This is a genomic window from Bradyrhizobium sp. 21, assembly GCF_023073335.1.
Taxonomy (GTDB): domain Bacteria; phylum Pseudomonadota; class Alphaproteobacteria; order Rhizobiales; family Xanthobacteraceae; genus Bradyrhizobium.
Genome location: NZ_JADPJG010000015.1, coordinates 311,218 through 326,793, shown reverse-complemented (window position 1 = coordinate 326,793; position 15,576 = coordinate 311,218). Strand labels below are relative to the sequence as shown.

15 protein-coding genes are annotated in these 15,576 nt (G+C 65.2%); 3 read left to right on the top strand and 12 right to left on the bottom strand.

Going from position 1 to position 15,576, the window contains the following annotated elements; genetic code table 11:
- Positions 1-4: 4 nt before the first annotated feature.
- Complete coding sequence (argF, locus tag IVB31_RS17565) at positions 5-940, bottom strand: ornithine carbamoyltransferase (RefSeq protein ID WP_247324503.1); 936 nt, start codon at positions 938-940, stop codon at positions 5-7.
- The gene (locus IVB31_RS17560) at positions 940-2,142 is read right to left on the bottom strand and encodes an aspartate aminotransferase family protein (protein ID WP_247324501.1); all 1,203 of its coding nucleotides are present in this window, start codon (positions 2,140-2,142) and stop codon (positions 940-942) included. The genes argF and IVB31_RS17560 overlap by 1 nt, the downstream gene beginning before the upstream one ends.
- A gap of 453 nt (positions 2,143-2,595) precedes the next feature.
- Between IVB31_RS17560 and IVB31_RS17555 the strand changes: the two genes are divergently transcribed.
- Positions 2,596-3,108 (top strand): GcrA family cell cycle regulator, encoded by a 513-nt coding sequence (locus IVB31_RS17555; protein ID WP_247324500.1) that lies wholly within the window; start codon positions 2,596-2,598, stop codon positions 3,106-3,108.
- A 141-nt stretch (positions 3,109-3,249) separates the two neighbouring features.
- Here the strand turns inward: IVB31_RS17555 and phoB are convergent, their stop codons facing one another.
- The 10 genes from phoB to IVB31_RS17505 all read right to left on the bottom strand — a co-directional run bounded on the left by phoB (position 3,250) and on the right by IVB31_RS17505 (position 13,240).
- On the bottom strand, positions 3,250-3,972 hold the full coding sequence (gene phoB / locus IVB31_RS17550) for a phosphate regulon transcriptional regulator PhoB (RefSeq protein WP_247324499.1): 723 nt from the start codon (positions 3,970-3,972) through the stop codon (positions 3,250-3,252).
- 22 nt (positions 3,973-3,994) lie between these two features.
- Positions 3,995-4,711, bottom strand: a complete 717-nt coding sequence (gene phoU, locus IVB31_RS17545; protein ID WP_247324498.1) for a phosphate signaling complex protein PhoU — start codon at positions 4,709-4,711, stop codon at positions 3,995-3,997.
- A gap of 11 nt (positions 4,712-4,722) precedes the next feature.
- A complete protein-coding gene (gene pstB, locus IVB31_RS17540; protein ID WP_247324497.1) occupies positions 4,723-5,544 on the bottom strand; it encodes a phosphate ABC transporter ATP-binding protein PstB in 822 nt (273 codons plus the stop codon).
- Positions 5,541-6,386 carry a phosphate ABC transporter permease PstA gene (pstA, locus tag IVB31_RS17535; protein ID WP_247324806.1) on the bottom strand — a complete coding sequence of 282 codons (846 nt, stop codon included), beginning with the start codon at positions 6,384-6,386 and terminating at the stop codon, positions 5,541-5,543. The genes pstB and pstA overlap by 4 nt, the downstream gene beginning before the upstream one ends.
- Positions 6,387-6,396: 10 nt before the next feature.
- Positions 6,397-7,386 carry a phosphate ABC transporter permease subunit PstC gene (gene pstC / locus IVB31_RS17530; RefSeq protein WP_247324804.1) on the bottom strand — a complete coding sequence of 330 codons (990 nt, stop codon included), beginning with the start codon at positions 7,384-7,386 and terminating at the stop codon, positions 6,397-6,399.
- A 157-nt stretch (positions 7,387-7,543) separates the two neighbouring features.
- Positions 7,544-8,557, bottom strand: a complete 1,014-nt coding sequence (pstS, locus tag IVB31_RS17525) for a phosphate ABC transporter substrate-binding protein PstS (RefSeq protein WP_247324496.1) — start codon at positions 8,555-8,557, stop codon at positions 7,544-7,546.
- A 143-nt stretch (positions 8,558-8,700) separates the two neighbouring features.
- On the bottom strand, positions 8,701-9,999 hold the full coding sequence (locus IVB31_RS17520) for an ATP-binding protein (RefSeq protein ID WP_247324494.1): 1,299 nt from the start codon (positions 9,997-9,999) through the stop codon (positions 8,701-8,703).
- 34 nt (positions 10,000-10,033) lie between these two features.
- On the bottom strand, positions 10,034-11,089 hold the full coding sequence (locus IVB31_RS17515; RefSeq protein WP_247324493.1) for a lysylphosphatidylglycerol synthase domain-containing protein: 1,056 nt from the start codon (positions 11,087-11,089) through the stop codon (positions 10,034-10,036).
- 451 nt (positions 11,090-11,540) lie between these two features.
- The gene (locus tag IVB31_RS17510; protein WP_247324492.1) at positions 11,541-11,843 is read right to left on the bottom strand and encodes a hypothetical protein; all 303 of its coding nucleotides are present in this window, start codon (positions 11,841-11,843) and stop codon (positions 11,541-11,543) included.
- Between the two features lie 2 nt (positions 11,844-11,845).
- Entirely contained in the window at positions 11,846-13,240 is a 1,395-nt protein-coding gene (locus IVB31_RS17505) for an OmpA family protein (protein ID WP_247324491.1), read from the bottom strand.
- Between the two features lie 165 nt (positions 13,241-13,405).
- Between IVB31_RS17505 and IVB31_RS17500 the strand changes: the two genes are divergently transcribed.
- Both IVB31_RS17500 and IVB31_RS17495 read left to right on the top strand, forming a co-directional pair.
- Entirely contained in the window at positions 13,406-14,464 is a 1,059-nt protein-coding gene (locus IVB31_RS17500; protein WP_247324489.1) for a polysaccharide deacetylase family protein, read from the top strand.
- A 185-nt stretch (positions 14,465-14,649) separates the two neighbouring features.
- Complete coding sequence (locus tag IVB31_RS17495) at positions 14,650-15,459, top strand: SDR family oxidoreductase (RefSeq protein WP_247324475.1); 810 nt, start codon at positions 14,650-14,652, stop codon at positions 15,457-15,459.
- The last annotated feature ends 117 nt before the right edge of the window (positions 15,460-15,576 follow it).

Below are 15,576 nucleotides of genomic sequence, written 5' to 3'. Positions count from 1 at the left end.
CGCGCTACTTCACCGCGTCAAAACACCAGGCCAGAATGCCCTTCTGCGCATGCAGGCGGTTTTCGGCCTCGTCGAACACGACCGATTGCGGGCCGTCGATCACCTCGTCGGTGACCTCCTCGCCGCGATGGGCGGGCAGGCAGTGCATGAACAGCGCATCGGGCTTGGCCAGCGACATCAATTGGGCGTTGACCTGATAGGGCTTGAGCACGTTATGGCGGTGCTCCCCTTCCTTGTCGCCCATCGACACCCAGGTGTCGGTGACGACACAATCGGCGCCCTTCACGGCGGCTTCGGCATCGGTGCCCAGCACGATCGGCGCGCCGGTGGCCTTGATGAAGTCGCGCATCACCTTCTTCGGTGCGAGCTCCGGCGGCGTTGCCACATTGAGCTGGAACTTGAAGCGCTCGGCCGCATGCGCCCAGGACGCCAGCACGTTGTTGTCGTCGCCGGTCCAGGCCACCGTCTTGCCCTCGATCGGCCCGCGATGTTCCTCGTAGGTCATGAGGTCGGCCATCACCTGACACGGATGCGAGCGCCGCGTCAGGCCGTTGATGACGGGCACCGTCGCATATTCCGCGAGCTCCAGCAGGGCATCGTGATTGAGGATACGGATCATGATGGCGTCGACATAGCGCGACAGCACGCGCGCGGTGTCGGCGATGGTCTCGCCGCGGCCGAGCTGCATCTCGGCACCGGTGAGCATGATGGGCTCGCCACCGAGCTGGCGCATGGCGACATCGAACGAGACGCGGGTGCGGGTCGATGGACGCTCGAAGATCATCGCCAGCGTCTTGCCTTCGAGCGGCCTGACCGGCTGATGCGCCTTCTGCTTCGCCTTCATCGCGGAGGACGCGGCGAGCATGCGCTTGAGCTCCGACAGCGGCAGCTCGTTGATGTCGAGGAAATGCTTCGGTGTCTTGTCGGGCGACTTGCTCATCAGCTTGCCGCCCGCTTGGTGCCGGACAACGCGGTGCAGGCGCGCTCGAGCCGCCCGACGCTGTCCTCGATCTCGGCTTCGGTGACGATCAGAGGCGGCAGGAAACGCACGACGTTCTCGCCAGCGCCGACGGTGAGCAGTTTTTCATCGCGCAAGGCGGCAACGAGATCGCCAGAAGGCACCACGGCCTTGATGCCGATCAGCAGGCCCTCGCCGCGCACTTCGCTGACGACATCGCCATGACGGTCGATCACGGAGGCGAGCTTCTGCTTGAGCAGCAGCGACATTCTCTGCACGTGGTCGAAGAAGCCGGGCTTGAGCATGACGTCGAGCACGGCGTTCGCAGCCGAGATCGCGAGCGGATTGCCGCCGAAGGTCGAGCCGTGCGAGCCAGGGCCCATGCCGGAGGCCGCGTCCGCGGTCGCCAGCACCGCACCGATCGGGAAGCCGCCGCCGAGCGCCTTGGCCAGCGACATCACGTCCGGTGTGACGCCGGTGCGCCTGTGGGCGAAGAGATCGCCGGTGCGGCCCATGCCAGTCTGCACCTCGTCGAACGCGAGCAACAGGCCCTTCTCGTCGCAGAGCTGGCGCAGCGCCTTGAGGAAAGCGGGCGTCGCCGAACGCACGCCGCCCTCACCCTGGATCGGCTCGATCAGGATGCCGGCGGTCTGCGGACCGATCGCCTTCTTCACGGCCTCGATATCGCCATGCGGGATCTGGTCGAAGCCGTCCATCGGCGGACCAAAACCTTCGAGATATTTTGCAGATCCGGTCGCGGCCAGCGTCGCCAGCGTGCGGCCGTGGAAGGCGCCTTCGAAGGTGATGATGCGGTAACGTTCCGGATGACCCTTGGAGAAGTGATGATGGCGGACCAGCTTGATCAGGCCCTCCAGCGCTTCGGCGCCGGAATTGCAGAAGAACACGAAGTCCGCGAAGCTCTCGTGGCAGAGGCGGTTCGCGAGCTTCTCGCCGTCCGGGCTCTGGAACAGGTTCGACATGTGCCAGAGCTTGGTCGCCTGCTCCTGCAACGCCTTGACCAGCACCGGATGGGCATGGCCGAGCGCGTTCACCGCGACGCCCGAGGTGAAATCGAGGTAGCGCTCGCCATTGGTCGCGATGAGCCAGCAGCCCTCGCCGCGCTCGAAGCCGAGGTCGGCCCTGGCGAAAACGGGAAGCAGATGCGGCGCGGCGCTGTTGGTCATGACGGTCACTTGAGTTGCGGACGGTGGGAGCGCGCATTACGCAGCGCACCATTGACCGGCCCGGAAAACGAAACGTGCCGCCTTTTAAGGGCGGCACGTGACACTATCTTATGCCCGGGGAAACCGGTGTCAATGCCGCCCGGAAAGCCCCGCGAAACGCAGAATCCGTAGTCTTGCGGTGCCGATTTTGCGGGTTTTCACCACGGAACATGTGGAAGCGAGTCGGCGGACTCTTGCGCGGGAGTCACGCCATATTGTAGCGTTTGGATTGTCAGATACGACATCTCGTGCAGTGGTTCTGATCTCTAAGTCCTCATGTACCGGCGTAAACGTTCGGGCGTTCTAGTCGCGCCCGGCGAGCCCTAAGGGATTCTGGCGGCACGGGTTTTTCAAGGCTTAAGCATTCGCTGCGAGGCGCCAGGATGGCAGGCCGACAGCGAGGGAAAGGGTGCAATGACGGTTTTGACCTGGTCCGATGATCGCGTCGAGCAGCTGAAAAAGCTCTGGGAGGCCGGACTTTCGGCCAGCCAGATCGCGGCTGAGCTCGGCAATGTGACCCGCAATGCCGTGATTGGCAAAGTGCACAGGCTCGGCCTGTCGGGCCGCGCCAAGAGCCCTTCATCGGCAGCGCCCCGGCCGCGCAAGGCGCGCCCCGCGCAGCATATGATGCGGGTGAGCCGTCCGATCTCGCGCGGCAACACGGCGCTGGCACAGGCCTTCGAGGTCGAAGTGGAGGCCGAACCGGTCACCTATGACAACGTGGTGCCGATGAGCCAGCGGCTGTCGCTGCTGGAGCTGAACGAGGCGACCTGCCACTGGCCTGTCGGCGATCCCTCGAGCCCGGATTTCTTCTTCTGCGGCGGCAAGGCGCTCTCCGGCCTGCCCTATTGCGCCCAGCACTCGCGCGTCGCGTATCAGCCCGCGTCGGATCGGCGGCGTGCACCGGTGAAGCCGGGGCCGCGCTGAGCTAGCGGATTTGGCTGACGGCAAGGACGGCGCCGTCACAGGATGACGCTTCCAGAAATTCAGTGTCGTCCCGGCCTACTGCGCAATAGCGCACCAGGCCGGGACGACACTGTGACTGTGATGTAGTGACAACTCGCTAGATCATCCCTGCACGCCTTGCGCCGGCTCCGCCTTGGCGAAGCGATCGTCCAGCGCGTAGCCGGCACCGCGGACGGTGCGGATCGGGTCCTGCTCGCGGCCGAGATTGAGCAGCTTGCGCAGGCGGCCGATATGGACGTCGACGGTGCGCTCGTCGATGTAGATGTCACGGCCCCAGACGCTGTCGAGCAGCTGCTCGCGCGAGAACACCCGCCCCGGATGCTCCAGGAAGAACTCCAGCAGGCGATATTCGGTCGGGCCGAGATCGATCGGCCGGCCCGAACGCGCCACGCGGCGCTTGTCGCGGTCGAGCTCGATGTCACCAAAGGCGAGCACGGTAGCTAGCCGCTCGGGGCTGGCGCGCCGCAGCAGGCCCTTCACGCGCGCCAAAAGCTCCGGCACCGAGAACGGCTTGACGATGTAATCGTCGGCGCCGGTCGCGAGACCTCGCACCCGCTCGCTCTCCTCGCCGCGCGCGGTGAGCATGATGATCGGGAGCTGCTTGGTGTCGGGACGGGTGCGAAGCCGCCGGCAGAGCTCGATGCCTGACAGGCCGGGCAGCATCCAGTCGAGCACGATCAGGTCCGGGATGTGCTCCTTGAGACGGGTGTCGGCGTCGTCGCCGCGCATGACCGTCTCGACGTCATAGCCGTCGCCCTCGAGGTTGTAGCGGAGAAGCTCGGTCAGGGCTTCCTCGTCCTCAACCACCATAATGCGTGCGCCCATCGCGTCGTCGCTCCTTACGTAATCAGGTGTTCGGTACCGTCGTGGCGAAGGTCGTCATATCGCCCTTCGGCCGCTTGTCGGTGATCGCCTGACCCTCGATCATGTAGAACACGGTCTCGGCGATGTTGGTGGCGTGGTCGCCGATCCGCTCGATATTCTTGGCGCAGAACATCAAATGGATGCAGAACGAGATGTTGCGCGGGTCCTCCATCATGTAGGTGAGGAGCTCGCGGAACAGCGAGGTGCAGATGGCGTCGACTTCCTCGTCGCCCTTCCACACTGCCATCGCCGCCGGCAGATCATGCGCGGCATAGGCATCCAGCACCGACTTGACCTGCTGCTGCACGAGGTCGGTCATGTGCTCGAGGCCGCGGAACAGCTTGAGCGGATGGAAATCCGTCTCCAGCGCCGCGACGCGCTTGCCCATGTTCTTGGCGAGGTCGCCGATGCGCTCGAGATCGGTTGCGACGCGCATGGCGCCGACGATTTCGCGCAGATCGACCGCCATCGGCTGACGCCGGGCGATGGTCAGCACGGCGCGCTCCTCGATCTTCTTCTGCAGCGCGTCGAGCTCGGTGTCGATGCTGACGACGCGCTGGCCGAGCGGGACGTCGCGGCGGATCAGCGCATCGACGGAATCGACGATCATGCGCTCGGCGATGCCGCCCATCTCGGCGACCAGGCGGGTGAGTTCCTGGAGGTCGGTATCGAAGGCCTTTGCGGTATGTTCAGAACCCATGTCCCGTCTCCTCAGCCGAACCGGCCGGTGATGTAATCCTGCGTGCGCCGGTCGGACGGCGACGTGAATATCTTGCTGGTGTCGTCGAACTCGATCAGCTCGCCGAGATACATGAAGGCGGTCTTGTCGGAGACGCGCGCCGCCTGCTGCATGTTGTGGGTGACGATCGCGATCGTGTAGTCCTCGGACAGCTCCTGGATCAGCTCCTCGACCTTGGCGGTCGAGATCGGGTCGAGCGCCGAGCAGGGCTCGTCGAACAGGATGACCTCGGGCCTCACCGCGACGGTGCGGGCGATGCAGAGGCGCTGCTGCTGGCCGCCGGAGAGCGACAGGCCGGAGGCGTTGAGCTTGTCCTTGACCTCGTTCCACAGCGCGCCGCCGCGCAGCGCCTTCTCGACGCGGCCGTCCATCTCGGACTTCGAGATCTTCTCGTAGAGCCGGATGCCGAACGCGATGTTCTCGTAGATCGTCATCGGGAACGGCGTCGGCTTCTGGAACACCATGCCGACGCGGGCGCGGAGCAAATTGAGGTCCAGCCTGGGGTCGAGCACGTTGGTCTGGTCGAGCATGAGCTGGCCGGTGGCGCGCTGGCCCGGATAGAGGTCGTACATCCGGTTGAAAATGCGCAGCAGGGTCGACTTGCCGCAGCCGGACGGGCCGATGAACGCCGTGACGCGGTTGGCGCCGAGCGTCAGGTTGATGTTCTTCAGCGCGTGGTGCTCGCCGTAATAGAAATTGAGGTTGCGAACAGTCACCTTGGCGGGCGCTTCCGGCAGCGGCTGCTGCGCGGCCAGGTGAGCATTCGAACTCACGGATACGGACATGTCGGTCATTTTGCGGTCCTCTCGGCGCTCAGGATGCGCGCGCCAATGTTCAGGGCAAGCACGGTCAGCGTGATCAGCAACGCGCCGCTCCAGGCCAGCTGCTTCCAATAGGCATAAGGGCTCTGCACGAAATTGTTGATGGTGACCGGAAGGTTCGCCATCGTCTTGGTCAGACTCAGGCTGTTGAACTGGTTCGACAGCGCGGTGAAAAGCAGCGGCGCGGTCTCGCCGGCGACGCGGGCCGTCGCCAGCATCACGCCGGTGATGAGGCCGGAACGTGCCGCGCGATAGGCGATGCGCTTGATCACCAGCGAGCGCGGCAGGCCGAGCGCGGAGGCCGCTTCGCGCAGCGCGTTGGGCACCAGCAGCAGCATGTCCTCGGTCGTGCGCAGCACCACCGGGATGACGATGACGGCGAGCGCCAGCGCGCCGGCGATCGCGGAGAAGCCGCGCATCGGCACGACCACCGCGCCGTAGATGAACAGGCCGATGATGATCGAGGGCGCCGAGAGCAGGATGTCGTTGATGAAGCGGATCACCGAGGTCAGCTTGTCGTTGCGGCCGTATTCGGCAAGATAGGTGCCGGCGAACATGCCGAGCGGCGCGCCGATGCCGACGCCGAGCACGGTCATGATGATCGAACCGACGATCGCGTTGCGCAGGCCACCTTCGGTCGAACCCGGAGGCGGAGTATCGGCGACGAAGAGCTCGAGATTGAGGCCGGCGAGGCCGTTGATGAGCAGTGTCATCAGGATCAGCGCGAGCCAGGTGACGCCGAAGACGGCTGCGGCAAAGCAGAGCCCGCGGATGACGATGTCCTTGCGGCGGCGGCGCGAATAGATCGGATTGATGGCCATGGCGTTACTTCCCCGCCTTCTTGTCGAGCCGCATCAGCATCAGCCGAGCGCCTGCGAGCACGAAGAACGTCAGCACGAACAGCAGGAGGCCGAGCAGGATCAGGCCGGACTGATGCAGGCCGTCGCTCTCGGCGAATTCGGATGCGATCGCCGCCGAGATTGTGGTGCCCGGGGCGAAGATCGACGACGAGATGCGGAACGAATTGCCGATGATGAAGGTCACCGCCATGGTCTCGCCGAGCGCGCGGCCCAGCGCCAGCATGATGCCGCCGATGACGCCGACGCGGGTGTAGGGGATCACCACGCTGCGGACGACTTCCCAGGTGGTGCAGCCGACGCCGTAGGCGGCTTCCTTCAGCACCGGAGGCACCGTCTTGAACACGTCGACCGAGATCGAGGTGATGAAGGGCAGCACCATGATGGCGAGGATCAGCGCCGCGTTGAACAGGCTGAGATAGGACGGGGGACCTGCGAAGATCGCGCCCAGCACGGGAACGCCGTCGAAGATCTTGATCATGAAGGGCTGGAACGTGTTGGCCAGGAACGGGCCGAGCACGAAGAAGCCCCACATGCCGTAGATGATCGAGGGGATGCCGGCGAGCAGCTCGATCGCCATGCCGATCGGGCGGCGCAGCCATTGCGGGCAGAGCTCGGTGAGGAAGATCGCAATGCCGAGACCGACCGGAATGGCGATCAGCATCGCGATGAAGGAGGTCACGAGCGTGCCGTAGATCGGCCCGAGCGCTCCGAGCACCGGCGGATCGGCGGACGGCGCCCAGCGCTGCGTCCACAGGAAGGAGAAGCCGTATTCCTTCATCGCCGGGAAGGCGCCGACGATCAGCGAAATGATGATGCCGCCGAGGATCAGAAGCACCGAGATCGCGGAGAGCCGCGTGATCCAGTAGAAAGTGACGTCGCCGAGCTTGAACGCGCTCAACGCCTTGGCGCGATCATACGGTCCGGCGGCATCAATTACATTGCTCTCGACAGCCATCTCAGCCACGCCGATCCCCTGTACCCATTTTATAGACGCTTGTTGCAGGTCGTGTTTTGCAGATCTTGTGGTTGGTCTTGCGCTCCGGATACGGCGCGATGCCGATCCGGAGCGGAAGTCTTTCGAGATCCCGGCGCGGTGTCCGGGACAGACGCGCTTAGCTCTTGATCTCGGCAGCCCAGGTCTTCTCGACCAGGGTCACGACGCCCTCGGGCATCGGGATGTAGTCGAGCTCTTCAGCCGCCTTGCCGCCGTTCTTGAAGGCCCAGCGGAAGAACTTGATGGCTTCCTGCGAGGCCGCCTTGTCGGTGGCGTCCTTGTGCATGAGGATGAAGGTCGCCGCCGTGATCGGCCAGGACTTCTCGCCGGGCTGGTCGGTCAGGATGACGTAGTAGCCGGGAGCCTTGGCCCAGTCGGCGTTGGAGGCGGCCGCCTGGAAGGCTTCGACGGTGGGCTGCACTGGCTTGCCGGCCTTGTTGACGAGCCCGGTATAGGTCAGCTTGTTCTGCTTGGCATAGGCGTACTCGACGTAACCGATCGAGTTCTTGGTCTGGCTGATGTTGCCCGACACGCCTTCGTTGCCCTTGGCGCCGACGCCGACCGGCCATTCGACCGCGGTGCCCTCACCCACCTTGCTCTTCCAGTCCGCGCTGGCCTTGGCGAGGTAGTTGGTGAAGTTGAAGGTGGTGCCCGAGCCGTCCGAGCGGCGGACCACGGTGATCGCGTCCGACGGCAGCTTCACGTTCGGGTTGAGCTTCTTGATCGCGGCGTCGTCCCACTTGGTGATCTTGCCGAGATAGATGCTGGCGAGGGTCTCGCCGTCGAACACCATCTCACCGGGCTTCACGCCCTCGATGTTGACGACGGGAACGATGGCGCCCATCACCATCGGCCACTGGACGAGGCCGTCCTTTTCGAGCTGCTCGGCCTTGAGCGGCGCATCGCTGGCACCGAAGGTCACGGTCTTGGCCTGGATCTGCTTGATGCCGCCGCCGGAACCGATCGACTGGTAGTTCAGACCGTTGCCGGTCTCCTTCTTGTAGGCGTCGGCCCACTTCGAATAGATCGGGAACGGGAACGTCGCACCGGCACCGGTGATGTCGGCAGCAAAGGCCGCCGTCGTCGATGCGGCGACCAAGCCGGCAGCGACGATCGTTTTGATGAAATTCATGGTGGTCTCCATACAGGGGAGCGAAGCGCCATCAGCGCCCGATCGCGCTCCCCGCACCGCCCCTTTAGGAGCGGACAGCTGAGCTTTTACGAAGGTTTCGTGACAGTCGGATGACAGGCCTAAGCGGCTGAAACTGCTGGGATTTAACTCAGCGTCGTGGATTTCCCCTGGGGAAAACAGGCGGTGAAAGTGGCGCCCTGTTTGGGCACGCTTTCGATCAGAAGCCGGCCGCGATGGCGGTTAACAATATGTTTCACCAGCGATAATCCGAGGCCGGTGCCGCCCTGCGAGCGGCTGTCGCCGACATCGACGCGATAGAAGCGCTCCGTCAGCCGCGGCAGGTGTTCCGGCGCGATGCCGGGGCCGAAATCCCGGACCAGAACCCGGATTTCCTGAGTTCCATCCGTGGCGGGGCTGGACGTCAGCGACACGATGACGCGACCACCGGAGGCGCCGTATTTGAGCGCGTTCTCGATCAAATTCTCGAACAGGCGGAGCAGCTCCTCGCGGTCGCCCGCGATCAGCACCGGACCCTCCGGCAGATGGGTCTCGACCTCGACCTGACGTTCCCGCGCCAGCGGCTCGAGCCCGTCGGCGACCTGGTAGATGATCGGCAGGAGGTCCACCAGGGTGTCGGGCCGCACATGGGCCGACAGTTCCACCCGCGACAGCGACAGCAGATCGTCGATCAGGCGCGCCATGCGGGTGGCCTGGTTGTGCATGATGCCGAGGAAGCGCTCGCGCGCCTTGGGGTCGTCCTTGGCCTGGCCCTGGAGCGTGTCGATGAAGCCCGACAGCGCGGCCAGCGGCGTGCGCAATTCGTGGCTGGCATTGGCGACGAAATCGGCCCGCATTTCCTCGACCCGGCGCAGCGGCGTCTGGTCGTGGAAGGTCATCAGCATGCATTTGTCGGCGCCGCCAAAGGTGGTCGGCACCGGCACCGGCGTGATGGTCAGCTCCATCCAGCGATCGACCGGGACATGGTCGAGATAGGTCGCGCGCCGCGGCTCGGTGCTCGCGATCGACTCGCGCAGAGCGGTGATGATCTCCGGCGAGCGCAGTGCGAACTGGGCGAGCTCGTTGCGGCGCAGCGCCGGTGCAAGCTGTGCAGCCGCGGCGTTGAGATGGATGACGCGGCCGGCGCGGTCGAGCAGCACCGCAGGATCGGGCATGCCGGCGACGACCGCGGCCACCGCCGCGCTCTCGACGGGGTTGACGCGGCGGGTGTCCTCGCGCGAGGCGGAATTATCGTGCAGCCGCCACGGGATCAGCGCTGCGGCCGCGATGCAGAGGAACACCGTCGCCGCCCGCATCACCGACAATTCGCCGAGCGAGACCACCACCGACAGCGCCAGCGCCGCGGCGATCAGGATGATGGTCGAGTGCCGCAGCCGGTCGGACCAGGGCCGGGCGGTGGGAGACGATGGGGCGTCGATCGCCATCGGGGCGGGCTTCTCCTGAGACTAATTGCGGCGGTCAGGCGCCGCTGTCGCTGCGCTCTCTCACATAGGCGGCTTCACGCGCGGGGCCGGGGTCGAGCTTGAGCGCGGCCTGCTGCAAGCGCTTGGATCGTGCGCCGATGATAACTTCGCGAAACGTCAGCAAGATTACAGATATGACGAAGGGGGACAGATAATACAGGACGCGGAACAGCAGCATGCCGCCCAGCAGCTCCTCGCGGTCCATCTGCCAGAGCCCCACCAGCATCGCGGCGTCGAACACGCCGAGGCCCCCGGGCGAATGGCTGGCAAAGCCGAGCAGGGTGGCCGAGACGAAGATCACCGCGACCACCACGAAGCCGAGATTGGGCTCGTCCGGGACCAGCACGTACATCGCGAGCGCGCAGAAGCCGAGATCGATGATGCCGATCGCGATCTGGAGCAGGGTCAGCGGGCCGCCCGGCAGCATCACGGTCCAGGGCCCGCGGCCAACCATCCGCGGCTGGGTCCAGACCCAGACCACGTAGGCGACCAGCCCGACGATGATCATCATCGCCAGCGTCCGGTTCAGCCAGGGCGGCAGCTGGTCGATCGCCGCGGCGGCCTCCGGATGATAGGAGATGCCGAGGCCCAGCACGGCGGCATTGCCGAGCCAGAAGGTCAGGCCGGCGAGGAAACAGATTTTTGCGACATCGATCGCGTTCAGGCCGTAGGCCGAATAGATGCGGTAGCGCACCGCGCCGCCGGTGAAGACGCTGGCGCCGACATTGTGGCCGATCGAATAGCTGGTGAAGGCCGCGAGCGCGTTGATGCGGTAGGGCACGTGGGCGTGGCCGATCGCGCGCACGGCGAACAAATCGTAGAAGGTCAGGGTGAAATAGCCGGCGGCGACGAACAGCCCCGCCATCGCGATCTGGCGCGGCTCGGTGCTCTTGATCGCCTCGATCACCTCGTTGGTGTCGATGCCGCGAAGCATGCGGTAGAGCACAAAGCAAGCGATGCCGATGACCGCGACGCTGATCACAACGCCAAGCTTATGCAGGATTTGCTTCTGGCGCAGAAACGTCATCGCCCTGCGTATGGCTTCCAGCATCTAGACCTCGAACAACGCTTCAGCGGCCAGGGTGGCCGGCGGACAGGCAGACGACGTACAGGCACTCAACGAACCCTCGCCGCCGGCTCCGGCATCGCGCATGCCCCCTACCTCTCCCCTAGCGCGTTTTCGCGCGGAGTGGAATTCGGCAATTCGAACAAAAACTCGTGCCTTCAGTATTTTAGGCAGGGTTGCGGGCTCCTGATGCACGGTTTGGCGCTTTCGACGGCAAGACTGACGCGAATCTCCATGGCAATCCTGCGCAGTCGCCATGAAGTTTTGATGATTTCGGCCGCACAATGTTCCGTCCCGGCTTAAGCCGATCTCAATCTATGGGCCGCGCCCCCCTGTTGAAAGAGGGGTGACCGGCGCGATCGTTCACGGTTTTCCGATGTGCCGAAGGGCCGCGCAGTTACACCCCTGACTCCCGCAGTCAGGGTGCACGGCAACATCACAGAGCGGCAGGCGGCGCGGTGCGCGAGACCACCCGGTCGCGCAGCCAGGCGCCGATGGTGCAGCCGACGAGGTAGCAGGCGAACATGACCAGGGCGAGGTCGAGCCAGTAGCCGAAGCGGCCGGGGACCACATGCGCGAACGAGGCCGCGACCAGGGCAGCCGCAAGCGCAGCGAGCCAGCGCGCAGTCACTTTCGAGGTGCCGTTGCCGCGCTGGACCACCGAGATCCAGCCCATGCAAAAGCCGAGCAGCAGCGAGCCGATCAACCAGCCCAGATGGAATGAGACGAGATAGGGCATCGTCACCTCACCAGAAATTCGATGCGGCGGTTCTGCGCCTTGGCGTCTTCGGTGTCGTTGCCGGCGACGGGCTGCGTGCTGCCATAGCCGACCGCGGTGAAGCGGTCGGCGGGCAGGCCGGCCTTGATCAGATGGTCGATCACCGCCTGCGCGCGCTTCTCCGAGAGAGCCTGATTGAAGGAATCCTCGCCGTCGGCATCGGTGTGCCCGGCGACCTCGATATTGGTGGCGGGGCATCGCAGCGCCGTCTCGATCAGATGATCGAGAATGCCGGCGGAATCCGGATCGATGTCGGCGCGCCTCGCCCCGAAGCGGATCTTGGCCTTGGCCAGAAGCTCCGAGAACAATTGCTGGCACACGGTGCCGTCGACCGGACCGGCCGCGGGTTTCACCGTGATTTCCGGCTTGTACTGCCAGTTTTTCGGGAAGTCCTTGCCGAGGCCTGCGCGGATGTCGTTGGCGGCACCTTCATAGAGCGCATCGCCCGACAGCTTCACCTCGCGATCGGAGACGACGAGCGTGCCGGTCGACAGCCGCGACAGCGCGCCCAACGCTGCGACCACGGCGGGGCTGAAGGCGCCGGGCGCGCCGATGCTGGCCTTGAGATTGTCGACGACCTTTTCGTTGAAGAATTTCCGCGACGCGCTGGTGGCGATGGCCGCGTGGACATTGTTGTCGGGAACATAACCGGTCAGCGTCACCGTCGCGGCCACCGGATCCTTGTAGGCCTGGAAGACGTAGGGCGGCGCCTTGACGTCGTTGGCGGCGATCGAAAAACCCTCGGGCAGGTTCTTGAGCGCCGCCGCAATCGCCTCGCGGCCGCCGAGATCGCGCGCCATGCCCGACAGATTGACCTTGGTATCCGTGATCGTGATCTTGCCGTCCTTGAGCTTGCCGATCTGGTCGAGCAGCAGCATCGCAGCCGCCTCGAACCGGGGCGGCGCGCCGCGCGCCAGGCCCATCTGATCGGCCACTTCGACCCCGCCGACCTCCTTGCGGGCCGCCTCGGTCAGGCGGCCCTTCATCGTCGGCAAGGGCGCGGAGCCTGACAGCGTCACCCGCACCACGTCGCGTTCGGCGTTCCAGACGAAGGGTTTTGCCTCGGCAACGAGGCGGGTCCTGTCGTCGACCAGGCGCACGCCGGGGACGGTCTCGACCGCCGCCACAGCGTCCCGACGCCCCTCCTCGGAAAACGCCTCCGCGGCCAGGCCGACGTCGCGGCCGTCCACCGCGATCCGGGTCTTGTCCAGAACGGTGTCCTTGAGGGCGGCCGAACTGCGGGCGGAAAGGTCCGCCTCGACCGGCAAGGTATTATTCCAGGCCGCAAATCCCCACATGACGGCCAGGGGGATCAACCCCGGCCACCATTTGCTGGCCCACCTGAAAAGCTTCTGCATTCGACGACCCGAACTCTGGAACCGGAGACAAAACAAACCCTTGGCGGGCTGTCAAACCGGAAATGGTGCCCTTCCGGAAGCCATGCATGGACAATTGGAATAACTTTTTCTTCAAGGGTGTCACCCTAAGTTGAGGGTGGAATGCCGGGGGTCGGCCAGGCGGTCATGAAACAACTGCGTAACAACGTCATCCGCGCCGGGCTGGGAGCACTCTATTTCAGCGGGGCGCACCACCTGCTGCGCCCGCTTTTGTCGGGCGTCGGCGCTATTTTCATGCTGCACCACGTGCGGCCGGCCCGCGACGTCCCGTTCCAGCCGAATCGGCATCTCGAAGTCACTCCCGAATTTCTGCGTGCAGCCCTGAGCCATTTGCGCTCGCGCGAGATCGACATCGTCAGCATGGACGAGCTGCATGAGCGGCTGGTGCGAGGCCGGTTCGACCGCCGCTTCGCCGCCTTCACGCTCGACGACGGCTATCGCGACAATCGCGACTTTGCCCTGCCGGTGTTGCGCGAATTTGACGCGCCTCTGGCGGTCTATGTCGCCAGCGATTTCGCAGAAGGCACGGGACGGCTGTGGTGGGAGGCGCTGGAGGCCGTGATCGCAAAGGCCGACCAGATCGAAGTGCAGGTCGGCAACGCCGCGCTGCGGCTCGATGCGACGACGCCAGCCGCAAAGCAGACGGCCTTCGACCGCCTGCACGACTGGTTGCGCGCATTGCCGGGCGAGCATGATCTCAAGCGCGAGATCGAGGCGCTGTGCACGAAGTACGGCGTCGACATCGCCGCGCTGTGCCGCAGAATGTGTCTGTCCTGGGACGAGGTGAAGACATTCGCCGCCGATCCCCTGGTCACGATCGGCGCCCATAGCGTCAGTCATTGCAATCTCGCAAAGCAGACGGAAGAGATCGCCACGCAGGAGATGGCCGTGAGCCGCGCGCGGATCGAGCAGGCGCTCGGCCGCAAGGTCCAGCATTTTGCCTATCCCTATGGCGATCGCGAGGCGGCGGGCGCGCGCGAATTCGTCCTTGCGTCGGCCGCCGGTTTCAAGACCGCGGTGACGACACGCCCCGGCATGCTGTTCGCCGAGAGCGCCGGCCACATGACGGCGCTGCCACGCGTCTCGCTCAACGGCAATTACCAGGACGCGCGGATTCTCCCGGTGCTGACCTCGGGCGCCGCGACGGCGATGTGGAACGGCTTTCGCAGGATTGCGGCGGCTTGATCCGTCCGCACACTTCGCCCTCATCCTGAGGAGCGCTCCAAAGGAGCGCGTCTCGAAGGATGGCCGCCCGCATCCTTCGAGACGCGCGCAAGCGCGCGCTCCTCAGGATGAGGCGGAACTGACGACGGTTTCTTGACTCCCCTCCCCGCCCCGCTCACAACCAGCGGCAAACCAAGGGAGGCACCATGTTCAACGATCTGTTCTCGCTCAAAGGCCGCGTCGCGCTGGTGACCGGCGGCTCGCGCGGCATCGGCAAGATGATCGCGGCGGGATTTCTCAGCGCCGGCGCTGCGAAGGTCTACATCACCGCGCGCAAGGCCGGACCGTGCGAAGCGACCGCGAACGAGCTTACCGCGCAATATGACGGCGAGTGCGTCGCACTGCCGATCGACATCTCGACGCTCGCCGGCACTGAATTGCTGGCGAGTGAATTTGGGAAGCGCGAGCCAAAGCTCGACATCCTCGTCAACAATGCGGGCGCGGCCTGGGGCGCGGAGTTCGACGAATTTCCGGAGAGCGGCTGGGACAAGGTGATGAACCTCAACGTCAAGGCGCCGTTCTTCCTGACCAAGGCGCTGGCGCCCACGCTGCGCGCATCCGCGAGCGCGGAGCGGCCGGCGAAGGTGATCAACATCGCCTCGATCGACGGCATCTTCGTCAATCCGGGCGAGACCTATTCCTATGCGGCGAGCAAGGCGGGGCTGATCCATTTGACACGGCGCATGGCGGTGAAGCTCATTCCAGACCACATCGTGGTCACCGCGATCGCGCCCGGCCCGTTCAAATCCGACATGAACCGCGCCGCCCGCGATCATGCCGATGAGGTCTCAACGCGCGTTCCCGCCGGCCGCATCGGCACCGACGAGGACATGGCGGGCGCCGCGATCTACCTCGCTTCGCGCGCGGGAGATTACGTGGTGGGCGCGACCATCGCGGTCGATGGCGGCATCGTTTACGCGAATGCGGGGATCAAGGGGAGCGGGTGGGATAGCTGAGGCTGACTGCGAGCGCGGCGCGCCCTCGCCTCACACTCCGGCGTCGTCCCGGCCTAGTGCGCAATTGCGCACGGGGGGCCGGGACGACAGGGAAAGTGAGGCGCGGTCGTCGCGCCT